General features: G+C 58.3%; 21 protein-coding genes and 5 pseudogenes. 7 read left to right on the forward strand and 19 right to left on the reverse strand.

Annotated elements, in window-relative coordinates:
• Positions 1-23: 23 nt before the first annotated feature.
• Positions 24-203 carry an IS66 family insertion sequence element accessory protein TnpB gene (gene tnpB, locus MF410_RS31775; protein ID WP_275593048.1) on the reverse strand — a complete coding sequence of 60 codons (180 nt, stop codon included), beginning with the start codon at positions 201-203 and terminating at the stop codon, positions 24-26.
• A 466-nt stretch (positions 204-669) separates the two neighbouring features.
• On the opposite strand from tnpB (MF410_RS31775), the gene MF410_RS31780 reads away from it, so the two are divergent.
• Both MF410_RS31780 and MF410_RS31785 read left to right on the forward strand, forming a co-directional pair.
• The gene (locus MF410_RS31780) at positions 670-1,239 is read left to right on the forward strand and encodes a helix-turn-helix domain-containing protein (RefSeq protein ID WP_239619764.1); all 570 of its coding nucleotides are present in this window, start codon (positions 670-672) and stop codon (positions 1,237-1,239) included.
• Between the two features lie 183 nt (positions 1,240-1,422).
• Positions 1,423-3,501: a recombinase family protein gene (locus MF410_RS31785; protein ID WP_239620886.1), complete on the forward strand. Its 2,079-nt coding sequence runs from the start codon at positions 1,423-1,425 to the stop codon at positions 3,499-3,501.
• 10 nt (positions 3,502-3,511) lie between these two features.
• Here MF410_RS31785 and tnpB (MF410_RS31790) read toward each other — a convergent pair whose 3' ends face one another.
• From tnpB (MF410_RS31790) to tnpB (MF410_RS31835), 10 genes and pseudogenes are all read right to left on the reverse strand, one after another.
• Positions 3,512-3,757, reverse strand: coding sequence for an IS66 family insertion sequence element accessory protein TnpB (gene tnpB / locus MF410_RS31790; protein WP_345774732.1), 246 nt, complete (start codon positions 3,755-3,757; stop codon positions 3,512-3,514).
• The gene (locus MF410_RS31795; RefSeq protein WP_222419733.1) at positions 3,754-4,164 is read right to left on the reverse strand and encodes a transposase; all 411 of its coding nucleotides are present in this window, start codon (positions 4,162-4,164) and stop codon (positions 3,754-3,756) included. The genes tnpB (MF410_RS31790) and MF410_RS31795 overlap by 4 nt, the downstream gene beginning before the upstream one ends.
• A 324-nt stretch (positions 4,165-4,488) precedes the next feature.
• Complete coding sequence (locus MF410_RS31800; RefSeq protein ID WP_239620887.1) at positions 4,489-4,629, reverse strand: hypothetical protein; 141 nt, start codon at positions 4,627-4,629, stop codon at positions 4,489-4,491.
• A 95-nt stretch (positions 4,630-4,724) separates the two neighbouring features.
• A complete protein-coding gene (locus tag MF410_RS31805) occupies positions 4,725-6,188 on the reverse strand; it encodes a DUF1254 domain-containing protein (protein WP_003554297.1) in 1,464 nt (487 codons plus the stop codon).
• Positions 6,189-6,699: 511 nt separating this feature from the next.
• Positions 6,700-6,810 (reverse strand): annotated as a pseudogene (locus MF410_RS31810) (transposase domain-containing protein); the annotation flags it as partial.
• A 126-nt stretch (positions 6,811-6,936) separates the two neighbouring features.
• The gene (locus MF410_RS31815; protein WP_096772358.1) at positions 6,937-7,938 is read right to left on the reverse strand and encodes a tyrosine-type recombinase/integrase; all 1,002 of its coding nucleotides are present in this window, start codon (positions 7,936-7,938) and stop codon (positions 6,937-6,939) included.
• On the reverse strand, positions 7,935-8,858 hold the full coding sequence (locus MF410_RS31820) for a tyrosine-type recombinase/integrase (protein ID WP_086083856.1): 924 nt from the start codon (positions 8,856-8,858) through the stop codon (positions 7,935-7,937). Before MF410_RS31820 ends, MF410_RS31815 begins: the two co-directional genes overlap by 4 nt.
• Before the next feature lie 42 nt (positions 8,859-8,900).
• A complete protein-coding gene (locus MF410_RS31825; protein WP_239620888.1) occupies positions 8,901-10,097 on the reverse strand; it encodes a site-specific integrase in 1,197 nt (398 codons plus the stop codon).
• Between the two features lie 153 nt (positions 10,098-10,250).
• A pseudogene (locus MF410_RS31830) lies at positions 10,251-11,666 on the reverse strand (IS66 family transposase); the annotation flags it as partial.
• A 68-nt stretch (positions 11,667-11,734) separates the two neighbouring features.
• Positions 11,735-11,968: a transposase gene (gene tnpB, locus MF410_RS31835; protein WP_239620889.1), complete on the reverse strand. Its 234-nt coding sequence runs from the start codon at positions 11,966-11,968 to the stop codon at positions 11,735-11,737.
• A gap of 418 nt (positions 11,969-12,386) precedes the next feature.
• On the opposite strand from tnpB (MF410_RS31835), the gene MF410_RS31840 reads away from it, so the two are divergent.
• From MF410_RS31840 to MF410_RS31850, 3 genes are all read left to right on the forward strand, one after another.
• The gene (locus tag MF410_RS31840; protein ID WP_239619764.1) at positions 12,387-12,956 is read left to right on the forward strand and encodes a helix-turn-helix domain-containing protein; all 570 of its coding nucleotides are present in this window, start codon (positions 12,387-12,389) and stop codon (positions 12,954-12,956) included.
• Between the two features lie 183 nt (positions 12,957-13,139).
• Positions 13,140-14,453 carry a recombinase family protein gene (locus MF410_RS31845; protein WP_239620891.1) on the forward strand — a complete coding sequence of 438 codons (1,314 nt, stop codon included), beginning with the start codon at positions 13,140-13,142 and terminating at the stop codon, positions 14,451-14,453.
• Complete coding sequence (locus MF410_RS31850) at positions 14,359-15,258, forward strand: hypothetical protein (protein WP_239620893.1); 900 nt, start codon at positions 14,359-14,361, stop codon at positions 15,256-15,258. The genes MF410_RS31845 and MF410_RS31850 overlap by 95 nt, the downstream gene beginning before the upstream one ends.
• Before the next feature lie 18 nt (positions 15,259-15,276).
• Here the strand turns inward: MF410_RS31850 and tnpB (MF410_RS31855) are convergent.
• The 4 genes and pseudogenes from tnpB (MF410_RS31855) to MF410_RS31870 form a co-directional block, all read right to left on the reverse strand.
• Positions 15,277-15,474: pseudogene (gene tnpB / locus MF410_RS31855) on the reverse strand (IS66 family insertion sequence element accessory protein TnpB); the annotation flags it as partial.
• Positions 15,471-15,857 (reverse strand): transposase, encoded by a 387-nt coding sequence (locus MF410_RS31860; RefSeq protein WP_239620894.1) that lies wholly within the window; start codon positions 15,855-15,857, stop codon positions 15,471-15,473. The gene MF410_RS31860 and the pseudogene tnpB (MF410_RS31855), both read right to left, overlap by 4 nt.
• Positions 15,858-15,977: 120 nt before the next feature.
• Positions 15,978-16,277, reverse strand: coding sequence for a Shedu anti-phage system protein SduA domain-containing protein (locus MF410_RS31865; RefSeq protein ID WP_239620895.1), 300 nt, complete (start codon positions 16,275-16,277; stop codon positions 15,978-15,980).
• Complete coding sequence (locus tag MF410_RS31870; RefSeq protein WP_239620896.1) at positions 16,274-16,771, reverse strand: DUF4263 domain-containing protein; 498 nt, start codon at positions 16,769-16,771, stop codon at positions 16,274-16,276. Before MF410_RS31870 ends, MF410_RS31865 begins: the two co-directional genes overlap by 4 nt.
• Positions 16,772-16,842: 71 nt before the next feature.
• Here MF410_RS31870 and MF410_RS31875 point away from each other — a divergent pair.
• Positions 16,843-17,600, forward strand: a pseudogene (locus tag MF410_RS31875) (IS5 family transposase).
• Here MF410_RS31875 and MF410_RS31880 read toward each other — a convergent pair.
• Positions 17,567-18,139, reverse strand: coding sequence for a hypothetical protein (locus tag MF410_RS31880; protein ID WP_239620897.1), 573 nt, complete (start codon positions 18,137-18,139; stop codon positions 17,567-17,569). The pseudogene MF410_RS31875 and the gene MF410_RS31880 sit on opposite strands and share 34 nt — an antisense overlap.
• Before the next feature lie 71 nt (positions 18,140-18,210).
• On the opposite strand from MF410_RS31880, the pseudogene MF410_RS31885 reads away from it, so the two are divergent.
• Positions 18,211-18,968 (forward strand): annotated as a pseudogene (locus MF410_RS31885) (IS5 family transposase).
• Positions 18,969-19,258: 290 nt separating this feature from the next.
• Here MF410_RS31885 and MF410_RS31890 read toward each other — a convergent pair.
• From MF410_RS31890 to MF410_RS31900, 3 genes are all read right to left on the reverse strand, one after another.
• A complete protein-coding gene (locus MF410_RS31890) occupies positions 19,259-20,776 on the reverse strand; it encodes a gamma-glutamylcyclotransferase (RefSeq protein WP_239620898.1) in 1,518 nt (505 codons plus the stop codon).
• Positions 20,777-21,228: 452 nt separating this feature from the next.
• Positions 21,229-22,005, reverse strand: a complete 777-nt coding sequence (locus tag MF410_RS31895; protein ID WP_239620899.1) for an ABC transporter permease — start codon at positions 22,003-22,005, stop codon at positions 21,229-21,231.
• Positions 21,989-22,759: an ABC transporter ATP-binding protein gene (locus MF410_RS31900; RefSeq protein ID WP_222276567.1), complete on the reverse strand. Its 771-nt coding sequence runs from the start codon at positions 22,757-22,759 to the stop codon at positions 21,989-21,991. The genes MF410_RS31895 and MF410_RS31900 overlap by 17 nt, the downstream gene beginning before the upstream one ends.
• Between the last annotated feature and the right edge of the window lie 69 nt (positions 22,760-22,828).

A 22,828-nucleotide genomic window follows, 5' to 3' on the forward strand; every position in this document is an offset into this window, starting at 1 on the left:
GTCCGCTATTCCAGTGCTTTTGCTCATCCTGCCGATGTTGGCCGCCAGGTCTTTTGCGGCATCCGCCAGTCTATGCCTTCGAGCAGATAACCGAGCTGCGCCGGTGTGATCACCACCGTGCCGTCAGCGGCTGACGGCCAGATGAAGCGGCCGCGCTCCAGCTTCTTGTACCTCACAACAGAATGCAGCCACTGCCAACGCAGATACGCAGTTAGTGCGGGTAACGCATCCGTTTCATCCTTTATTCCCACGACAGTTGCCGTGCATCGGCAAGCGCTACAACCGGCATGGTGAACGCCTTTTGCTGCAGACCGAGGACGCCACTGTTTGGTCGGTTCCTCCGCAATGGACTGATCTTGTGAGCCTGGATCCCGAAGTCGTCATGAGCAACGGACGATTGCTCTTGCGGATTGTCGACTTAATGGAGTTGGCCACTCTGGTGGAGCGCCTTTCGAGCAAATCGAGCCCGCGCTGACGCGCTGAAGTGTAAAGGTAAATATGTCGCATCTGTAAAGTGGATTATGCCGCAAGAGGTCGTTTTTATGAGATGGTACGCCTGCAAATACGAGATATCGCGTCAGATAGACCATAAACATCGCCTTGACGAGGTAGCAGAATGCGGCATAATTAGCATTACGCTAACGCCGCTTCATGTCCTCGGAGCCATTGATGTCTGCGAAGTACGAGAGCAAGCGCACAAAGATGGATGTCCTCATCGAAGAGGGCACGTTCAATCCCACCCCCGAGAAGGTGCGCGATCCAAAGTTTCGGGGCAGCGAGTTCTTCGATCCGCACGACGCCGTGCAGGTCAAATACGAGATGCTGCGTCGCGTGTCCATCGACAAGGTGTCGGTGACGGAGGCCTCCGACGAGTACGGTGTTTCCAGGCCAACCTATTACCAGGCCAAGGTGAACTTCGACATGGCCGGGATTGCCGGACTGGTGCCGACAAAGCCGGGCCCCCGCGGTCCCCACAAGATCGACGACAAAGTCCTGGCATTTCTGCAGGCGCAGACCGCCCCAGGAGAACCCGTTCGCGCCCGGGAACTGGCCAAGCTGCTCCGCCAGGAACTCGATATCGAGCTTCATCCCAGATCGATCGAGCGGGTTCTAAAAAAAGCGACACGTAAACATTGCCGCGACGGCGGCATGCCCGACCCAACCGTCGACCATCGCGTCCCAGTACGAGGTATTGCGCAAGGCCGCCTTCGGCGCAGCGCTGCCACTTATGGCCCGTAGCGGCCTGATGCTCTTTCTGCGCCGGGGCATGTGGGGATGGGCTCAGGCGCTGACCGCAACAGCAGTCACCCCGCCAGAGCAGAATTACCCATCGTCAATGGCTTGGCCGCTGCGCGGCGGACACAGCGCCGTCGTTCACGTCCTTGCGACAATCGCTATGAGCACCAACGATCGGAGGTCACCATGAATGTACATCTCAAAGTCCAGCCTCATCACCTCGAACGTGGCGCCTACCTCTACATCCGCCAGTCTTCCATGCGGCAAGTCGTCGAGAACGTCGAGAGCGCCAGGCGGCAATATGCGCTTCGGGGACGCGCTGTCGCCCTCGGCTGGCGCGACGAGCAGATTATCGTCATCGACAACGATCAAGGAGAGTCCGGTGCATCGGCGGTGTGGCGCGAGGGGTTTCAGCGGCTGGTCAGCGACGTCGGCATGGGACATGCCGGGATCGTCATGGGCCTGGAGGTCTCGCGTCTGGCGCGCAACAATGCCGACTGGCAGCGTCTGCTGGAGATTTGCGCCCTTGCCGACACCCTGATCCTCGACGAGGACGGCGTCTATGATCCGGCAAGTTTCAACGACCGGCTCCTGCTCGGCCTCAAGGGAACAATGAGTGAGGCCGAACTGCATGTGATCAAAGCCCGGCTACGCGGCGGCATTCTCAACAAGGTGCGGCGCGGCGAGTTTCGTTGCCTCCTGCCGACTGGGTTGGTCTATGACCATTTCGGCAATGTGACGCTCGATCCAGACATGCAAGTCAGAGAAACGATCATTCATTTCTTTGAGATGTTCTCTCGCCTCGGGTCCGCCTCCCAGACCGTCAAGGTCTTTCGCAATGAAGGCCTATTGTTTCCATCGCGCCTACACAACGGCGGCACGCTGTTTCGGCCGCTGACCGCATCGACGGCGATGCGTGTCCTGAACAATCCGCGCTACGCTGGCGCCTATACCTATGGCCGACGACAGTTTCGACGCACCATCGACGGCAAAAAGACTCTGCGTGCGCGCGACATTGATGACTGGCCGGCCTGCATTCCCGATGCTCATCCCGGCTATATCAGCTGGGAGCGACATCAGGAGAATCTGAAGATCCTCAAGGCGAATGGCCGTGGATTTGAAGCGGCACGAGCTTCAATCCCAAGGGAGGGACCGGCACTGCTGCAAGGCCGGGCCGTATGTGGGCAGTGCGGCAGCCATCTTAGGGTTCGCTATGCGGCGCGGCGTGGCCGGCAGGAAGCCTGGTACATTTGTAATCGTGCCCGCATTTATCGTGGGGAGCCTATGTGTCAGTCGATCGCCGGGCCTCCCGTCGATGAAGCCATCGGTATGCTGATTGCCGAGCAAATGACGCCGGCGGCCGTCGAACTCGCTCTCGAAGTCCGCAAGGAGATCCAAGCCCGGCATGAAGAAGCAGACCGGCTGCGCTGTCGCGCAATCGAACGCGCCCAAACGGAAGCCGAGCTCGCTCAGCGCCGCTTCATGCTTGTCGATCCTAGTAACCGCCTCGTCGCCGACACGCTCGAAGGTGAATGGAACGAGAAGCTTCGCACGCTGGCCAGTGCCCGCGAAGAGCGCGAACGTGGCCGAGAGCACGATCAATTCATCCTCGATAAAGCTGTCCACGAACGGTTAGTCGCGATGACGGCCGACTTCAACCAGCTCTGGAAAGAGCCGGATACCCTAAGCCGCGAACGCAAGCGATTACTGGCCCACATCATTGAGGATGTCACTCTCTTAAAGCTGCCAGCGGAAGGAACCACCAAGCTTCACGTTCGCTTCAAGGGCGGCAAAATCCAGACGCTCACCACCATGAACCCAAAATCCTCTCCTCAGCAGATCAAGACAAAGCCCAGTATCATTGAACTGGTCGATAGGCTTCTCGACGATTACATTTATCCCGAGATCGCCGAGATTCTAAACGAGCAGGGACATCGCCCAGGTGGAACCGCACGTCGCGGCTGCCAGGACGCCCGCTTTACACCCCTCAAAGTCGCCTATCTCATCCACGAATATAAGCTGCGATCACGATATGATCGACTGCGACAGCGGGGAATGCTGACAAGACAGGAAGCGGCAGCGCATCTCAATATCAGCGAGCAAACCGTCGCCAGATGGGCCAAATTTGGCCTCATCACCAGACATGCCTATAACGGGCACTATAGCCTGTACGAAATCGCCGATGGAGACCTGCCGCAAAAGCAATGCAGCCGATGGAACCCCCTCAAGAATTCGCGCTGCTGCGTATCGAGAAACGCAAACTGAGCCAAAAACATCAACTGGCGAGGAAAGAGGTGTAGTATGAACGCCGATCGTTCGTGAACAGACAGGCTCCTTGTCCGTCATGCCAGATCACCTTGATCAGACCTCCACCGCGACCCCGGAACACGAACAGATGTCCGCACATCGGATCGCGCTTCAGCGTCTCCTGCACCATCAGCGACAGACCGGGGAAGCCTTTGCGCATGTCCGTGTGACCGGTCGCCAGCCAGACCTTCACACCACTCGGAACCGGGATCATCTCCGCCCCAGCACGACATCGAGAATGCGGCCCAGCGCGTCCGTGTCGATGTCGCTGTCTACGCGGATACGACGGTCCCGACCGAGTTCAATCGTCACATCGCTGCGCTTCCGGCGGGACTGCGATGGGGTGGGTGGCCCCGAGGGAATGGGCGAGGCTGGAAGCGCGGCCTCGGACACGACCACCGGCACCAACGTGCTCGCTGTTTCCGTCCTCGGCTCCTCGATTTGACAAAGCTCCTTGCGCCAACGGAAGAGCTGGCTGACATGGATACCGGCCGCACGGGCAATCTCGGAAAGCACTGCACCTGGCTCGAGACAGGCTGAAACGAGCCGCTCTTTATCTTCCTGAGACCAGCGCCGTCGGCGCTCGACAGACGTGATCACTTCAATCTGATGCTTCGTCATAGGACTACTCCTAGTGTTTGCACTAGGACTTCCGATGTTCGTCTCAACCTCGCAAGACGGCCCTCACCGGACGCTTACCGTAAGCTAGACCACAAGGTGGTCGGTTCGTATTGCTTTAAGGTAAGCGCTGTGTCGGTCCCACCTTGTCAGCGAATTTGAGTTCGATGCGAATAATGCGCACCCTTTAAACGGCACGGCAACTGTGCGCCGAATGCGGCCCCCGCTTATCTCAGGGCTTGCATCAACCGTAAGCGCGAATTTCGCTGCACCTTTTGCGGTTGAGGGTGTTGAGGTGATCTGGATTGAGCATTTCTCTCGCTTGCCCTATGAACGCGGACTCGCGTCACTGGATTGAACCCCGCGCTTGATCGCAGGCGTGATGTCGCTGTCGTGGAATGCCTTAATAATCATCAGGGCGCGGTGTTTCAGCGTGAACTCCTCGCCGAGAACCGTGGTGAACTTCACATGAGCTTGCGAAATTTTGCCAGTGGCTCTTCACACGGGCACTGGCAAAACACATCTCAGGCCCGAGGTATCTCCCAAGTTTGCCGTTCGAAAACTCACTGAGTAGTCAAGGCCGGAAGCTGCACCTTCCTGACGGGCGGCGGGTTCCATTTTCCGATCAGCGCTTCGGATTTCGGAGCGTACATGCGCATCGTCAGATTGAACGCTCCCTTCGGCGCAGGCAGCCAGTTGGCCTCCTTATCTGGACCGGGGGACTCGTTTTGAATGTAGAGATCGAGCGAGCCATCTGTGTTGTATTTGAACGGCATCCAGCTACTGACGGCAAAACGTTCGAGGCTGTTGCCGACCTGAAACCCGGCTGCGTCGTAGAGCGTGATGGACCAAAAAGCGTTGACGGGCGGCATGGCATTCTTTTCGAACGCTAGAGTGTATTTATTCGCGCCATCGAGCGGCTGTCCAGAGTCGTCGGCGAGATTGAGAGGGTAGATGGCATCCTCCGGCAGATTCGCGCCAAGGCCTTGCTGCGCAACAATGGCCCGCTTCAAATAGTAGTTGCCGTATACGCCCATTGTATCTGTGTTCATCGACCAGCCGTTGTCTACCCTTGCCAACGTCGCCAGCTTCCATTCCATCAGTCTTTGGGCGACTTGCGGCGCGCTTTCCAGGGCTTTCTGCACGGTTGGATCGAGCTTGCTCATGTCAAAGCTCTTGCCGGGTTCGATGCCGATCTTCTTCATCTCCGCGAGGATCGGTTGATCGGTCGGGTGGGGCGGTTCGACCTTGAGCAGTTCGGCGGCATAGGCGAAATATTTGCCAGCGTCCATCGTATCGACCTGGGTCTTTGGCGGTGTCTTCATGTCGACGCTAGCGTCGATTTTAACCTCAACCGGCTTCGCTGGCTTACCCCAGTCCGACAGGAGCGTAACCTTGTACCCGGCTTGGATCTTGTGCACGGCATCGTAGTCAGCCGGGCCGTCGGTCTTTGTCCGGCCGATAACCCAGACATGTTTCGTCGGCGCTTCAATTCGCTGGGTGTTCTCGGGGAGCTTGAACTCCTCAATGAACTTGTCGCGCAAATCGGGTCTCCAGCCGGGCGGCGTGACAAGGTATGTCCCCGCGGCTGTGCCCGTCGTCCGCCAACCTGGCGACGCAAAAACGTCCGTCCACATGTCCAGCATCGGAAGCAGGTAATAGCGTCCGTCGGTATCCGGCGCACTGATCACCACGGGCTCCTTCGTCATGTCGATCCACGCGGAGGAATACAGCGTGTCGAAGTTGGAGCGAACCACGCCTTTGAAATCCGCCGGAGGATACTCGGGAACGTTGGTGAAGACGTTCATCGGTCCCTTGCCGAATTCCTTGCCTGGTTCGACGTTTGTGAATGTCTTCCGGCTGATGTCCATGGACAGCAGCGGGTAGAAATACACATATGCGTCCACTGCAATGGAGTGTGCCTCTGCCTCGGTAAGAGCTGGCTGCGCGGCTTGTGCCAGCGCTGGCTGCCCGAGGGTCGAGCATAAAAGAAGTCCTAAGGACAGTCCGATCACGTGCCTGTTCATGATGTTCTCCCGATGCTTTGATTGATGGTAATGCCGACGCCGGACAACCTTCTCGCAGAGGGCCGTAAAAGCAAGTATGTTACTGTAATACACGGCGATCGACTGCCTCCTGAGTGGCCGTGCTCTTGCAGGAGAGACGACCGCTGTGACGCAAGAGAATCGGCTTGTAGATCGCGACAATTGGCCAGGCTCTCCCCTCAGTCTGCCGTCGAGAAATTCCACAGCGTATCCCTGAGAGACCGGGCGCAGTTGCCCAAAAGCACAATATCGCCACAGCGGATACAGGTCTAATATCTTGGCAAGGGCGCAGAGGCTGCCCGCCCGCCTACAGGTCGCACTTATGCGGGTGCGGCCTGCAACGAATACCACCTTCGCTCGGCAGCAGCATGAGAAGCTTCGGCATTTCGCTGCAATAATCCCCGCTGGCTACCGCCCCGGCGGGTTTTGAAACGTCGGTGAAACACGCCACTGTGGGTCGGCTTTAGGGCCGACTGCGGTCTTTGGACAGGGATTACTCCACCGGATAACTCCACGGCAGCAGTTCCTCAATCCGGCTCTGCTTGTGACCGTTGACGATGGCGGTGAGGGTCCTGGTTAGATAGGCAAGCGGATCGATAGCATTGAGTTTGCAGGTTTATGCCGACCGGCGAACTATGCCGAGTGCGTCTTCTGGCAGGAACGGCAAACCGTGCGTTCCGAGCCAGTTTGGCGGGTCGCCGTTGTTTGGCACTCGGCATAGTTCTCATGCTCAGAGGGTGTTCAGGAATTCCAGAAGCCGGTCGCTTGGTCGAAATCGCTCGGCCTTGGCGCCTTCGTACGGCTTCAGCTTTGCGAGTGCAGATTCCTTCAGTTCGAGATGCGCATGAAGATAGGTCAACGTCGTTTCCATCGCTTCATGGCCCAACCACAGGGCAATGACGGAGCAGTCGACGCCCGCCTGCAGCAACTCCATGGCAGCAGAGTGCCGCAAGACATGGGGCGACACCCGCTTTGAGCGAAGGGAGACGCAGTGCTCACGTGCTTTGGCGACATATTTGTTCAGCAGTGCCTGCACGCCGTCGGCGCTGAGCCTGCCACCGTGCGTATTCGGAAAGAGGGCTGTTGAGCCTCGCTTCCCTGGTTCCTTGAGCCAATAACGGAGGGCTTGCTGTGCAACCTTTGTGAGCGGCGTACTTCGCTCTTTGCGGCCCTTGCCGATGCATTGCACATGCGCACCGCGGCCGAGCATTACCGAATCTCGGTCAAGGTCGATGATCTCCGAGACCCGCAGCCCCGTTTGGGCGGCCAGTAACAGCAGAGTGTAGTCGCGGCGTCCCAGCCACGTGCTTCGATCCGTGCAGTCCAGGATCGCTTCAATCTCGGGCCTAGTTAGAAACTGAAGCTGCCGCTTGTCACATCGCTTGCTGGGGATCGCGAGCACACGCTGAATGTGGGCGCTATGTGCCGGCTCCTCGAACGCCGCATATCGGAAGAAAGAGCGGATGGCTGTAAGGCGGAGATTCCGGGTCCGCACCGAGGCGGATCTCTTCGTCTCAAGATCCTCCAGGAATGCGCCGATGAAGGGAGCGTCCAAATCCCGCAGCGTCAACTCCGATGGGGATCTCCCAAGGCGCGTCTGTGCGAACGCAAACAGGAGCCTGAAGGTGTCGCGATAGGAGGCGATGGTGTTAGAACTTACACCTCGATGCTTCATGAGCCGATCTGTGAACCACCGCTCGATCAGCACGGCCAGGTCTTTCGTGCGTCTCATGACCGTACCTCCCAGCGCTTATTCAATCGCCGTACGGCATGGTTCATCAGTTCCGGCGTGGCGGACAGATACCAATAGGTGTCGCGAACATTCGCATGGCCGAGGAAGGTCGAGAGAACCGGCAGCTCGCGTTCCACATCTTCGCCGGCGCGATGCCAGTTGATCAGGGTCTGGACGGCGAAACGGTGACGAAGATCATGAATCCGTGGGCCATCTCGTTTCCCCTCCTGCCGTAATCCGATTTGCCGAGATAGTCGCCAGAACACGCGGTGCACGTATTGATGCAGCAATCTGCCGCCCTGTTCGGCGACGAAGAAATAGGGACTACGCGGCGTACCAAGGTGTGCATCGCGTCGGGCGGCATAGCCTGAAAGGACAGCAATTGTCGTGGCATGCAGCGGCACCAGCCGTGACTTGCCAAACTTTGTCTCTCGGATGGTGAGGACGCCCTGGTCGAGATCTACATCGGCCCGGAGCAGGCTGAGCGCTTCGGAATGGCGCAGTCCGGCGACCGCTATCAGCCCGAACAGGCAGTGATATGTCCAGCGCCGCAGGGCGTTGGCCGGCGGCAACGACAGTGCTGCCGCCAGAAGTGCCTGAATCTCGACCTCACTATAGATGTAGGGTTTTGTCCGCCGTGCCGGCGCCACAGCGTCGCTCGGTGGCACTTCCGTCAAAGGATCGAAATGACTGAGGTGCTGGGCAAAGCAGCGCACATCAGCCAGTCGGATTGACCAACTCGGCTGCCGGCCCATCGAGGTGACCCACTCCATTGCCAGGTCCGCCGTGATGGTCTCGGCGCCGCGGGCTTCCATGAAAGCGACGAACTCCGACAATCGTTTTGCCGGACCGTCATATTTGTATCCCAGCCCTTGGCGCATGCCGATGTAGCGCTCAAGCGCGGTGCGAAGCCGGCTCATTGGACACCTCCCGGCCAGGGTAGGCTCAGTTCCCGCAGCTTCTCAATATCGAGCTTTGCAGTAGATTCTTGTACTGTCGATGCTTCGATGGCGGAGCAGTTGACCGATCTCGGCAAAGCTGGCGCCCGACCGCAAAAGGTCGGTCGCAAGGCTGTGGCGGAAAAGATGGGCACCGTGATGCGCATAGCCGTCAATGCCTGCCCGTTCGAGTGCCTGCTTCGCGATCATCGTGATGGCGCAGCCGGAGGCAAAGCCCACATGCGGCGCAAGTGTTCGCAAGAAGACTCGCCGACATGCCGAAGCTGGGCGCCCATGCCGGATATAAGCGACGATCGCTGTTCCGACGTCGTGACGCAGCGGCATAGTCGCTTGTCGTCGTCCCTTTCCGTGTACGAGGATCGTGCCCGACTGCCAGTCGATATCGTCAAGATTGAGGGTGGCCACTTCGCTGGCGCGCAAACCGAGCTTGGCGAGGATCATCAGAACCGCATAGTCCCGACGACCCATTGCCGTCGTCCGATCGCAGGCATCGAGAACCTTCTGGACTTTCTCGGGCGGCAGGAAGGTTGGAAGGCCGGCAAGTCGCCAGCGGCGGATGGACGGCACACAGTCAGCGAGCGGCGTCGAGATGAAGCCCTTCAGATGCAAATAGCGCAGGAAAGCACGCACAACCCCGCACATGGCTTTGCCACTGTCGGCGGAACCGTCGAGCGCATGTCGCTCGACATAACCGATAACGATCTCCGGGGTGAGCGCTGCAAACTCGTCTGCGCCGAAAGGACACACCTCCCGGAGAAATCGAAGCGACAGAAGCTTGTGGCTCCCCACTGTCGCGGCGGCGAGCCCTCTCTCATTCGAGAGATATTGCCCGAATACATCGACGATCATCTCGTGCTCACTGCGCTGAATCGGAAGCGCGGCTGGTATTAAGCCTTTCTCCCGTAACGCCAAAAGCAAGCGGCGGAGCGCCGATCGATCGCCCGAGTCGGGCTTCCAGTGTTTGAAACGATGCTCAAGAAAGCGGTCGGCGTGAACCTCATTCAAATCCTGCGGAGCATGTCCATTGCCAACATGCCAGTCCATCAGATCCCGAAACAGGCTCAGCGACCGCCACGTGCATTGCCGCCCCAAACCTTCGTTCGACATTTTGGCGGCGTAAACGCCCGCAAACTCCCGATACGGACCGTAGACCAGCTTCCGGTATAGGGCGCTGCGATTCAAATAGTCAGTTGCGTTCATGTGTCCTCTCCTTCGCGACAATTGCGACGGAGAGACCCTAAGCTATGCCGACTAGGCGGCCGCTATGGTGCTGGAAACGTTGGCAAAAAGTTGATTAATCGGCATAGTTCGCCGGTCGGCATAAACCGCCTTATGCCGCGCGCGGCATAAGGCAGTCTCAATGAGCGAGGCGATTGTCGCCCAGTTCTCGGCCCCAGCATTGTGACCCGCAAAGAGTGCGTTCTTCCGATTGAGGGCTATCGGTCGGATTGTTCTTTCGACGGCGTTGCTGTCGATCTCGATGCGACCGTCGGTCAGGAAGACACAAAGGCCGTCCCAATATTTGGCGATATAGGCGAGCGCTTCGCCAAGCGGAGATTTGCCAACAACGCGGGCGCGATGCTGCGTGAGCCAGGTCCGCATATTTGCGATCAACGGCGCTGACCGTGCTTGCCTCCCAGCTAGGCGAGCATCAGCGTCGAGACCGCGTAGTTCCGTTTCGATGCGATAGAGCTCGCCGATCCGCTTCACACCTTCTTCGGCAATCGGTGTCGAGCCAGTGCGGGTGATCTCGACCAGCTTGCGTCGCGCATGGGCCCAACAATAGGCGAGCTGAATGTCCGGACCGACACGATCCGGTGCGATCAGCCGATTATATCCGGCATAGCCGTCCACCTGCAGGATGCCGGTAAATCCTTGCAGTATCCGCTCGGCATGTAAGCCGCCGCGACCGGGAGCATAGGTGAAGGCGACACCTGGTGGCGCACCTCCTCCCCAAGGTCGGTCATCACGCGCCAGCGCCCAGAAGTATCCGGTCTTGGTTTTGCGGGAGCCAGGATCGAGGACCGGCGCACGGGTCTCGTCCATGAACAGTTTTGTCGACCGCTTTAGATCGGCAATCAAAGCGTTGAAGACGGGGCGCAACTCGAATGCCGCCCGGCCAACCCAATCGGCGAGTGTTGAGCGGTCGAGATCGATACCCTGGCGGCTCATAATCTGGGCCTGCCGATAGAGTGGTAAGTGATCGGCGTATTTGGATACCAGCACATGAGCGATGGTCGCCTCTGTCGGCAACCCGGCCTGGATCAATCGTGCAGGCGCTGGGGCCTGGGAAACGCCGTCGGTGCAGGCACGGCAGGCATATTTTGGACGGCGGGTGACCATGACACGGAACTGCGCCGGAATGACATCCAGTCGCTCGGAGACGTCCTCACCGATGCAATGAAGGCTGCCGCCGCAGGCGCAAGTCAGGCTTTCCGGTTCGATGATCTCCTCGACGCGAGGTAGATGGGCGGGCAGAGAACCGCGATTGCTGGCGCGGGGCTTGGATTGCGGCTTCCCCGAGGGGCTATCGGCTTCGTCTTCGGCATGGACGGCCGCGATTGCCGTCTCCAAGTCTTCCAGCGCGAGATCGAATTGCTCGGGATCAGCCTTCTCAGATTTGCGGCCAAAGGCTGCTTGCTTGAAGGCGGCGACCAACTTCTCCAGCCGCTCGATCCGCTCATCCTTGCGGACTTCACGCGCTTGCGCCGCGATCAGCATCGCCTTCAAGGCAGCAATGTCGTCGGGAAGATTGGCGGCGTCCAACATGGCCGAAGTCTATCAAAGCTAGCGTCGCTTCGCCGTTGGAATTTACCGCCCGAGTCATCGTGCCGCATCTATTCGATGGCATCCGGCGCTCTTGCCTCCACAGCATGGACACGACGCCAGTCGAGGCCTGCAAATAGCGCCTCGAACTGAGCATGGCCCAACGTCATCAGGCCATCTTTGATGCCCGGCCAGGTGAACGTGTGCTCCTCCAGCCGCTTGTACCTCACAACAGAATGCAGCCACTGCCAACGCAGATACGCAGTTAGTGCGGGTAACGCATCCGTTTCATCCTTTATTCCCACGACAGTTGCCGTGCATCGGCAAGCGCTACAACCGGCATGGTGAACGCCTTTTGCTGCAGACCGAGGACGCCACTGTTTGGTCGGTTCCTCCGCAATGGACTGATCTTGTGAGCCTGGATCCCGAAGTCGTCATGAGCAACGGACGATTGCTCTTGCGGATTGTCGACTTAATGGAGTTGGCCACTCTGGTGGAGCGCCTTTCGAGCAAATCGAGCCCGCGCTGACGCGCTGAAGTGTAAAGGTAAATATGTCGCATCTGTAAAGTGGATTATGCCGCAAGAGGTCGTTTTTATGAGATGGTACGCCTGCAAATACGAGATATCGCGTCAGATAGACCATAAACATCGCCTTGACGAGGTAGCAGAATGCGGCATAATTAGCATTACGCTAACGCCGCTTCATGTCCTCGGAGCCATTGATGTCTGCGAAGTACGAGAGCAAGCGCACAAAGATGGATGTCCTCATCGAAGAGGGCACGTTCAATCCCACCCCCGAGAAGGTGCGCGATCCAAAGTTTCGGGGCAGCGAGTTCTTCGATCCGCACGACGCCGTGCAGGTCAAATACGAGATGCTGCGTCGCGTGTCCATCGACAAGGTGTCGGTGACGGAGGCCTCCGACGAGTACGGTGTTTCCAGGCCAACCTATTACCAGGCCAAGGTGAACTTCGACATGGCCGGGATTGCCGGACTGGTGCCGACAAAGCCGGGCCCCCGCGGTCCCCACAAGATCGACGACAAAGTCCTGGCATTTCTGCAGGCGCAGACCGCCCCAGGAGAACCCGTTCGCGCCCGGGAACTGGCCAAGCTGCTCCGCCAGGAACTCGATATCGAGCTTCATCCCAGATCGATCGAGCGGGTTCTAAAAAAAGCGACACGTAAACATTGCCGCGACGGCGGCATGCCCGACCCAACCGTCGACCATCGCGTCCCAGTACGAGGTATTGCGCAAGGCCGCCTTCGGCGCAGCGCTGCCACTTATGGCCCGTAGCGGCCTGATGCTCTTTCTGCGCCGGGGCATGTGGGGATGGGCTCAGGCGCTGACCGCAACAGCAGTCACCCCGCCAGAGCAGAATTACCCATCGTCAATGGCTTGGCCGCTGCGCGGCGGACACAGCGCCGTCGTTCACGTCCTTGCGACAATCGCTATGAGCACCAACGATCGGAGGTCACCATGAATGTACATCTCAAAGTCCAGCCTCATCACCTCGAACGTGGCGCCTACCTCTACATCCGCCAGTCTTCCATGCGGCAAGTCGTCGAGAACGTCGAGAGCGCCAGGCGGCAATATGCGCTTCGGGGACGCGCTGTCGCCCTCGGCTGGCGCGACGAGCAGATTATCGTCATCGACAACGATCAAGGAGAGTCCGGTGCATCGGCGGTGTGGCGCGAGGGGTTTCAGCGGCTGGTCAGCGACGTCGGCATGGGACATGCCGGGATCGTCATGGGCCTGGAGGTCTCGCGTCTGGCGCGCAACAATGCCGACTGGCAGCGTCTGCTGGAGATTTGCGCCCTTGCCGACACCCTGATCCTCGACGAGGACGGCGTCTATGATCCGGCAAGTTTCAACGACCGGCTCCTGCTCGGCCTCAAGGGAACAATGAGTGAGGCCGAACTGCATGTGATCAAAGCCCGGCTACGCGGCGGCATTCTCAACAAGGTGCGGCGCGGCGAGTTTCGTTGCCTCCTGCCGACTGGGTTGGTCTATGACCATTTCGGCAATGTGACGCTCGATCCAGACATGCAAGTCAGAGAAACGATCATTCATTTCTTTGAGATGTTCTCTCGCCTCGGGTCCGCCTCCCAGACCGTCAAGGTCTTTCGCAATGAAGGCCTATTGTTTCCATCGCGCCTACACAACGGCGGCACGCTGTTTCGGCCGCTGACCGCATCGACGGCGATGCGTGTCCTGAACAATCCGCGCTACGCTGGCGCCTATACCTATGGCCGACGACAGTTTCGACGCACCATCGACGGCAAAAAGACTCTGCGTGCGCGCGACATTGATGACTGGCCGGCCTGCATTCCCGATGCTCATCCCGGCTATATCAGCTGGGAGCGACATCAGGAGAATCTGAAGATCCTCAAGGCGAATGGCCGTGGATTTGAAGCGGCACGAGCTTCAATCCCAAGGGAGGGACCGGCACTGCTGCAAGGCCGGGCCGTATGTGGGCAGTGCGGCAGCCATCTTAGGGTTCGCTATGCGGCGCGGCGTGGCCGGCAGGAAGCCTGGTACATTTGTAATCGTGCCCGCATTTATCGTGGGGAGCCTATGTGTCAGTCGATCGCCGGGCCTCCCGTCGATGAAGCCATCGGTATGCTGATTGCCGAGCAAATGACGCCGGCGGCCGTCGAACTCGCTCTCGAAGTCCGCAAGGAGATCCAAGCCCGGCATGAAGAAGCAGACCGGCTGCGCTGTCGCGCAATCGAACGCGCCCAAACGGAAGCCGAGTCTCGCTCAGCGCCGCTTCATGCTTGTCGATCCTAGTAACCGCCTCGTCGCCGACACGCTCGAAGGTGAATGGAACGAGAAGCTTCGCACGCTGGCCAGTGCCCGCGAAGAGCGCGAACGTGGCCGAGAGCACGATCAATTCATCCTCGATAAAGCTGTCCACGAACGGTTAGTCGCGATGACGGCCGACTTCAACCAGCTCTGGAAAGAGCCGGATACCCTAAGCCGCGAACGCAAGCGATTACTGGCCCACATCATTGAGGATGTCACTCTCTTAAAGCTGCCAGCGGAAGGAACCACCAAGCTTCACGTTCGCTTCAAGGGCGGCAAAATCCAGACGCTCACCACCATGAACCCAAAATCCTCTCCTCAGCAGATCAAGACAAAGCCCAGTATCATTGAACTGGTCGATAGGCTTCTCGACGATTACATTTATCCCGAGATCGCCGAGATTCTAAACGAGCAGGGACATCGCCCAGGTGGAACCGCACGTCGCGGCTGCCAGGACGCCCGCTTTACACCCCTCAAAGTCGCCTATCTCATCCACGAATATAAGCTGCGATCACGATATGATCGACTGCGACAGCGGGGAATGCTGACAAGACAGGAAGCGGCAGCGCATCTCAATATCAGCGAGCAAACCGTCGCCAGATGGGCCAAATTTGGCCTCATCACCAGACATGCCTATAACGGGCACTATAGCCTGTACGAAATCGCCGATGGAGACCTGCCGCAAAAGCAATGCAGCCGATGGAACCCCCTCAAGAATCGCGCTGCTGCGTATCGAGAAACGCAAACTGAGCCAAAAACATCAACTGGCGAGGAAAGAGGTGTAGTATGAACGCCGATCGTTGTAGGCCATCACCAGCCCGCTGCCATCCCAGTAGATCAGCTTCAGCCGATCCGCTTTGCGCGACCGGAACACGAAGACCGTCCCGGTAAACGGGTCCTTGTGTAGCTCGTTTTTGACCAGCGCCGCCAATCCATCATGGCCTTTGCGGAAATCGACCGGCTTGGTCGCGACCATGATCCGGACGCGGTTCGACGGAAAGATCATGCCGGAACCGCGCAGGCACGCGCGACAGCGGCGATGCGGGCGGCAGACGCACCTTCTTCCAGACGAATGGTGACGGAACCGACGACGATCTCGGGGCGACTGGCTTTTTTGACCAGCGGCTCCGGAACGGGCGGATCAAGGATCACCGCTGCGAACTCTACCGCGTCCTCGGGTGCGGGTAGAACCAGCTTGCCCTGCCGCGCCATCGTCCGCCAAGTCGACAAATGGTTCGGCTTCAAACCGTGCCGCTCGGCGACCTCATTCACCATCGCGCCCGGTCGCAGGCTCTCCGAAACGATCTGCGCCTTGACCTCGTCCGGCCAGTGCCGGTGAACCTCACCTCCAGACTTCCTGGTCGTGAGAACCTCCAATGTACTCTCCATGGAGAAACTCCCGTTGCTCTTCCAGGGAAAGGGAATCACAGATCAAGGTGGGGAAGACAACGTGGGAGTGGAACACCGGTTACGCTTTAAGGCGTAAGAAGCTCGTCCGGCCTCGCTTTATCATAACAGATCCGCGAATTGGTCCGAGAGGTCCTCCTCGGTCTCGTCCGGTTTAGTCGACAGGAATTCGTGCAACGCTTTAAGCTTGGCCAAGAGTTCGTCGAACGTGATGATCAGCACATCGCGTTGGCTTCCGCGGTAGATCTCGAACGACCTCTTCAAGTCGCGCGTTTCCGGCAGCCTGCCGACGATCAGGATGCAGGGAACCGACCAGGCCTGAATGTGGGGCTGGTCGTCGTCCTCCTTTTTTGCCGCGATACCCTTGACCAGCCTAAGCTTCTGGTCGAGGAGCTGGTTCACTCCACCCGACACGTCCGTGGATGGGCCAAAAAGTGCGCGCGGTAAGGGTCTTTCGTCAACAGCGGGGTTTCGGTCGTTTTGATCTCGACGATACCCAGATTGCCTAGCATGCCCGCCTCTACAAGGTAGTCCGCATATTTCTCGCCGGAACGCTTGAGGCCCATACCTCCGACCGATGCTTGGTCAGTGTACATAATCACAGGCAGGCCGAAGAGCATCTTCAACACGAAGGGGTTTTGGACGAAATACTCCTGCCAAAATCCCTCCTTTCGTCGGTTGAGAAGTTCCTTTGACATGCTCTCTATAAGGACTTGCAGCGAGATGAGTTCGATCTTCTCGCTCAACTCAAACAGTTGCACGGGGTCGTCCTTGGCGATCTTGTCGACCTCACGGATCACCGTTCGGACGGCTGCAGCAGTGTTGGAGTTGCGGGAGCGTGGTGTGCCCTTTTTGACGAGGGCGGACCGCACCGTGTCTTGCAGGTCTAGGTCCAATCGACATTCAGGATTCCCAAATCGCTTGATCGCTGATTCATAGAGCACCGTGTTAGTCACGGAGGTCGATGATGTCGATTAGGCGGTATGAACTGAGCGACGCTCAGTGGCTCACGATTGCATCCTTATTGCCTGGTAAGATTGGCGACCCGGGGCGTAGCGGCTCGGACAACCGTCTGTTCATCAATGGTTGCCTGTGGGTTTTGCGCTCCGGCGCACATTGGCGCGACCTGCCGGAGCGCTATGGCAAATGGAAGACGGTGCATAAGCGTTTCAGCCGCTGGTGCCATGCCGGCGTATGGGAGCGGGTGTTCGAGGCGCTGACAGCAGACCGCAACAACCAGTATCTGATGATCGACAGCACGATCGTTCGCGCCCATCAGCAAGCCGCCTCCGGAAAAGGGGGGCCAAGGATCAGGCGTTGGGGCGTTCCCGAGGCGGACTGACCACCAAGATCCATATGCTGGTTGATGCCCTTGGCCGACCGCTGCGTTTCATCGTAACCGCCGGTCAGGTGGGCGACATCACGCAAGCGCCGGCTCTTCTGAAGGGACAGAGCGGCGATGCCGTGCTGGCTGATAAAGCTTATGACAGCAATGCCTTGCGGGAAACAATCACCAGCATGGGAGCCGAAGCAGTCATCCCGTCAAACCGCTCGCGCAAGATCATCATCCCCCACGACGAAGCCGCCTACAAAGATCGTAACCGCATCGAGCGATGCTTCAACCGTATGAAGCACTTCCGACGTTTCGCCACTCGATACGACCGCAGAACAATCCATTTCGAAGGATTCGTCTATCTCCTCGCCGCAATGATCTGGCTGCGGTGAATGTCGATTAGTCCTAGGGCTGGTCGCTCGAAATCATCAGGCTCGAAATCTGGCACGACGGATGGCAGGAGGCGGTTGCGGAGATAGCTTACCTTCTCCCCGTTGGCAAACCTCACAGCTGCCTCATGTGCACGATTAATGTCCAACCGTACGTCTTGGTAGATGTGCTCCGGCAGCCGGATCTCCTCTCCGTCGATGGAGATCTCGTGGTCATTGCAGATGGTAAGCCCGGCGACGCCTTCCACTTCGTCGAATGCACTGATGATGTAGCGTATCCGGGGATCGACACCGAAGCCTTCGAACGGCCCGCGGTGGAAACCGGTGGGCAGGTCCAATAACATTCCGAAGCCGACCTGAAAATCCATCGGCGGCTGGTCCTCGAAAGATATACGTTTAATAGCCCCGTATTTCGTCTTAGTGAAATTACTCTGATTGGACCGAAGCCATATCGGGTAGGTGGTAAGCACGCGCGTGGGAAAATCGTATTCGGCAATCAGAAGAGGCCAGTGATCGTCAGCGAAGTTGACGGCTAGGTCCAATCGACATTCAGGATTCCCAAATCGCTTGATCGCTGATTCATAGAGCACCGTGTTAGTCACGGAGGTCGATGATGTCGATTAGGCGGTATGAACTGAGCGACGCTCAGTGGCTCACGATTGCATCCTTATTGCCTGGTAAGATTGGCGACCCGGGGCGTAGCGGCTCGGACAACCGTCTGTTCATCAATGGTTGCCTGTGGGTTTTGCGCTCCGGCGCACATTGGCGCGACCTGCCGGAGCGCTATGGCAAATGGAAGACGGTGCATAAGCGTTTCAGCCGCTGGTGCCATGCCGGCGTATGGGAGCGGGTGTTCGAGGCGCTGACAGCAGACCGCAACAACCAGTATCTGATGATCGACAGCACGATCGTTCGCGCCCATCAGCAAGCCGCCTCCGGAAAAGGGGGGCCAAGGATCAGGCGTTGGGGCGTTCCCGAGGCGGACTGACCACCAAGATCCATATGCTGGTTGATGCCCTTGGCCGACCGCTGCGTTTCATCGTAACCGCCGGTCAGGTGGGCGACATCACGCAAGCGCCGGCTCTTCTGAAGGGACAGAGCGGCGATGCCGTGCTGGCTGATAAAGCTTATGACAGCAATGCCTTGCGGGAAACAATCACCAGCATGGGAGCCGAAGCAGTCATCCCGTCAAACCGCTCGCGCAAGATCATCATCCCCCACGACGAAGCCGCCTACAAAGATCGTAACCGCATCGAGCGATGCTTCAACCGTATGAAGCACTTCCGACGTTTCGCCACTCGATACGACCGCAGAACAATCCATTTCGAAGGATTCGTCTATCTCCTCGCCGCAATGATCTGGCTGCGGTGAATGTCGATTAGTCCTAAGGCCTTGCCCCGCCTAAACGCCTTTTCGCTCAGGTAATAGCTCAGGTATTGGGTTCCCTCGTCTGGAGTGAGCTCGATCACCAAGGACGATCCGTCCTCAGGATGAACACCGGCATCCACTATCGTTCCGCCGTATGCGGGCTTGTCCTGTAGTTCCCAAATCTCTGGCACGCGCTCACCTCTACCCCAAGTCTCGGAAGCAAAATGCCCGACTGCAACAAGGATTTCAAAATAATCCGCTCACTAACACTCGAACGGTAGCTTATTGCGCCGTCATTCTGCAGCGGAAGGTCTCTTGCCGGCCCCGGGACTTCCGAACGTGGCTCGCCGCTTACTGTCCCGGATCTTGTCAGGATCTTCAATCGGTTCAACCGACTCGATGTATTCGGTAATATACTCTGACGGCACACCGTGTTCCCTGCCGCCTGCAAGCACAAAGTCCTTGTACCAGCCATAGGGTTTGAGGCTGTCGTCGATGTAGTCGGGGGTGGCGAGATAGGTAAGGACCTTGCGCCTGCGGCCTTTGTCGTTAATGACCGTGACCGTCGCGTGCTCGTAGCCGTTGCCGACACCTTCGGCCTTATCCAGCTTGGCACGCTCGGCAGGATCGAAGCTGAACAGGACCCCGATCACGCCCCTATCGCTTTCACTGGCAAATGCGTTGCACTTCCCGGATTTATCGGTGCTGCGCTTATGAAAACGGAGCGAATGACCCGGCAAGGTAGCGATGCCGAGTGGCTTGCAGCTCGGCATGCGTTCGCGCAGCCGGGCGGTCGACATGTTGGACCCATAGGCAAAATAGACGACGTGCTCCGGGGGCCCGGTCTCTGTCTTCCTCAGCGGCTCGATCGTGGCATTTCCCGGCCTCAGGATCGTGCGTAGCGGTACGGTCATTATACTGCACTCGTCGGTTTCCTCCCCTTCGCGTGTAATGATGGGGTGTCCATCCTCGAGGTCGAGGATTGGAACGGGCCTGCCGGCCCATCCGCAGTCGGCGCAGCGCGGTCGTTCCCAGAGTACATCGGGTGCCTCAGTATTTTCGCCATGTTCGGGTTCGAGATGCGGAGAGCCGCAGTTCGGGCATTCGAGAGGCACTCCGCGCAACTCGCGAATGATCAATGATGTCGCCATGCCGATGGCGTGTTGGATCAACGATTGCGCCATCTCGGCATCAATCCAGGTGGCCGACTTTGAATGCGTCAGCCAATTTGAAAACGTCCATGCGGACTCGAGCGCACTCTTGAGGGCCCCGCGACGCTCCTTGTTGGTGTCGCGCGGTAGAAGATCGTTGCAGATGATCTCAGTCCACGCGCGGAAGTTGGCACGCTGTGGCGGTGTGTCTGTCCACGTTGCCGCGTCCTGCGCGACGCAGATCAGCTCAAGTAGCGCCTCGCGGCAGCGAACCCCGACCGCCTGATAGTCCGAGAGGTTCTGCGCCTGTGTCGCGGCGGTGCCAGCTGCTTCCATCTTCTCGAAGACGGGACCGAACGGAAGGACCCGCAGATCGCCTTCCTGTTGTTTTTCCGTGCGCGGGATGCGGAGCATCAGCCCAATATGGAAGGTCAGAGCAAGGTCCATATTAGGGAATTGCTCCTGAGAGTAGAGGTTTGTGCCGCCGGTGATGACCCACCAGCGATCCTTGTTGGTGTGGATGTCCCACACGTCATGGCGAGTGTTGAGAACAGCCTCCGAGTAGACCTTCTGCATGAAAGTCACTTCAAGGTCGGGCGCCTGCCATTCAAAATATTCCCGGACTTCCTCTACTTCGTCTTGGCTAGCTTTCAACATCATCTACTCCCGCGACGGGCTAGTCGCACCGCGCCGCTGCTTGCGAAAGCCCCATCAATAGACCGATGTCGCTGAGCTTTCAAACCGGCGCGGTAACGCGGGATGCCGCTTCAGAGTTATATACACCGAAAGCTGACTAGCAACTTGCGGCCGCAAATCGGCCATTGCAGCGAAGCCAAGTTCATGGGGCGACAAGAAAATCTCCTGCGTATTGAAATTGTAAGAACAGGGTCTGCGGTTCAATTCCGTTCAAGGCGTCCATCATTGATTTTGGATGTAGAGCGAGAGGCCGGGGGTCGACCATAAAACAATAGCCGCTTACAAACGACCACGATTTTAATTTGATTGAGCATATCAATCGGGAGCTGGTTGCACTTTCGAACACAAGGCCGAAAAAGATTGGGTTGCCGATGCGGCACCCCAATCCGAACTCGCGTGGAACCTGATCCGGTTAGTTACGCGGCTCTTTCTTCTGCGGCGTTCGGTCTCCACTTGATGAGCCGGCCTTCCAGAACATCGAGAATTCGGTCGATGATGAGGACGAACATGGCCAGGATGATGATGCCAGCGAAGACGCCGACCGCGTCGAAGTTGCCTTCCGCCTGCGCGATCAAGTAGCCGAGCCCTGCAGAGGAGCCGAGATATTCGCCAATGATGGCCCCGACCACCGCGAAGCCGACAGACGTGCGAAGGGAGGACAAAATCCAGCTGGCCGCTGCCGGGAAATAGACGTGCCGCAACAGATCGGAACGTTTGGCTCCGAGAATCCTTGCATTGGCGAGAACCACCGGGTTGACTTCACGCACACCCTGCATGGCGTTGAAGAAAGTGATGAAGAAAACAAGCGTTACGGCAAGCGCTACCTTCGACCAAAGGCCCAGCCCAAGCCAAAGAACGAAAATCGGGGCAAGCACGACGCGCGGAATGGCGTTGAGACCCTTGATGAACGGATCGAGAATCCGGGCGGCGCTACGGCTGAGACCGAGCCATACGCCGGCGGCGACACCAAGACCCGTGCCGATGATGTAGCCGAGCACTGTTTCCGTCAGGGTTATCGAGACGTGTTTGTAGAAGCCCGGATCAACGATCCAGCTGACGATCTGGTTGAAGATATCGAGCGGTGCAGGAAAGAAAAAGACATCGATGAAGCCGGCGGTCACGCCGAGCTGCCAGCCGCCGAGGATAAAAACCAGCATACCGAGCTGGATCATGCGTTCAGTCACGACGTTCATAGCTTTTCTCCACTTCGCCGCGCAGGGAAGCCCAGATATTGCGATAAAGATCCATAAAGCGTGGATCGAGTTTGATCTCAGCCACATCCCGTGGTCGCTCGAGATCGACCGGGAAACTTTCGATGACCCGCGAACGAGGGCCGGCGGCCAGAATGGCGACGCGGTCTCCCAGCGCGATTGCCTCTTCAAGGTCGTGCGTGATCATGACCACGGCGCGACGTTCTTCCTGCCAAAGGCGCAGCAACTCATTCTGCATGAGGTGCCGCGTGTGGATGTCGAGCGCGGAGAAGGGCTCGTCCATCAGGATCACTTTGGGGCCGGCGATGAGGGCTTGCGCCATCTGGACACGCTTGCGCTGGCCACCGGATAGTTGATGCGGATAGCGGTGTTCGAAGCCCTTCAGCCCGACCTTGGCAAGCCAGCTCATCGAACGCTCGCGGCGCTCAGTGGCTGCAACACCCCTGAACATCAGGCCGAGCTCGACATTCTCGATGGATGTCTTCCACGGCAGCAGCGCGTCCTGTTGGAAGAGATAGCCGATATCGTTCTGCACGCCCTTTACCGGCGTGCCATCGATCGACACCGTTCCACTCGCGGGTTTCAGAAGTCCTGCGATCGCGTTCAAAATGGTGCTCTTGCCGCAACCGGTCGGGCCGACGATGGCGAGAAACTCGCCATCGGCAACCGTCAGGTTGACGTCCTGCACCGCGACATAGGAACCAAACGACATTGTCACGGCGTCGATCGATACCATCGACTTTGCGTTTTGCTGTCCCGTCAGGATAGGCATGGGGTTTACGACAGACAAAGACATGGCTTCCTC

Source organism: Rhizobium sp. C104, assembly GCF_022354505.1.
GTDB classification, from domain to species: Bacteria; Pseudomonadota; Alphaproteobacteria; order Rhizobiales; family Rhizobiaceae; genus Rhizobium; species Rhizobium redzepovicii.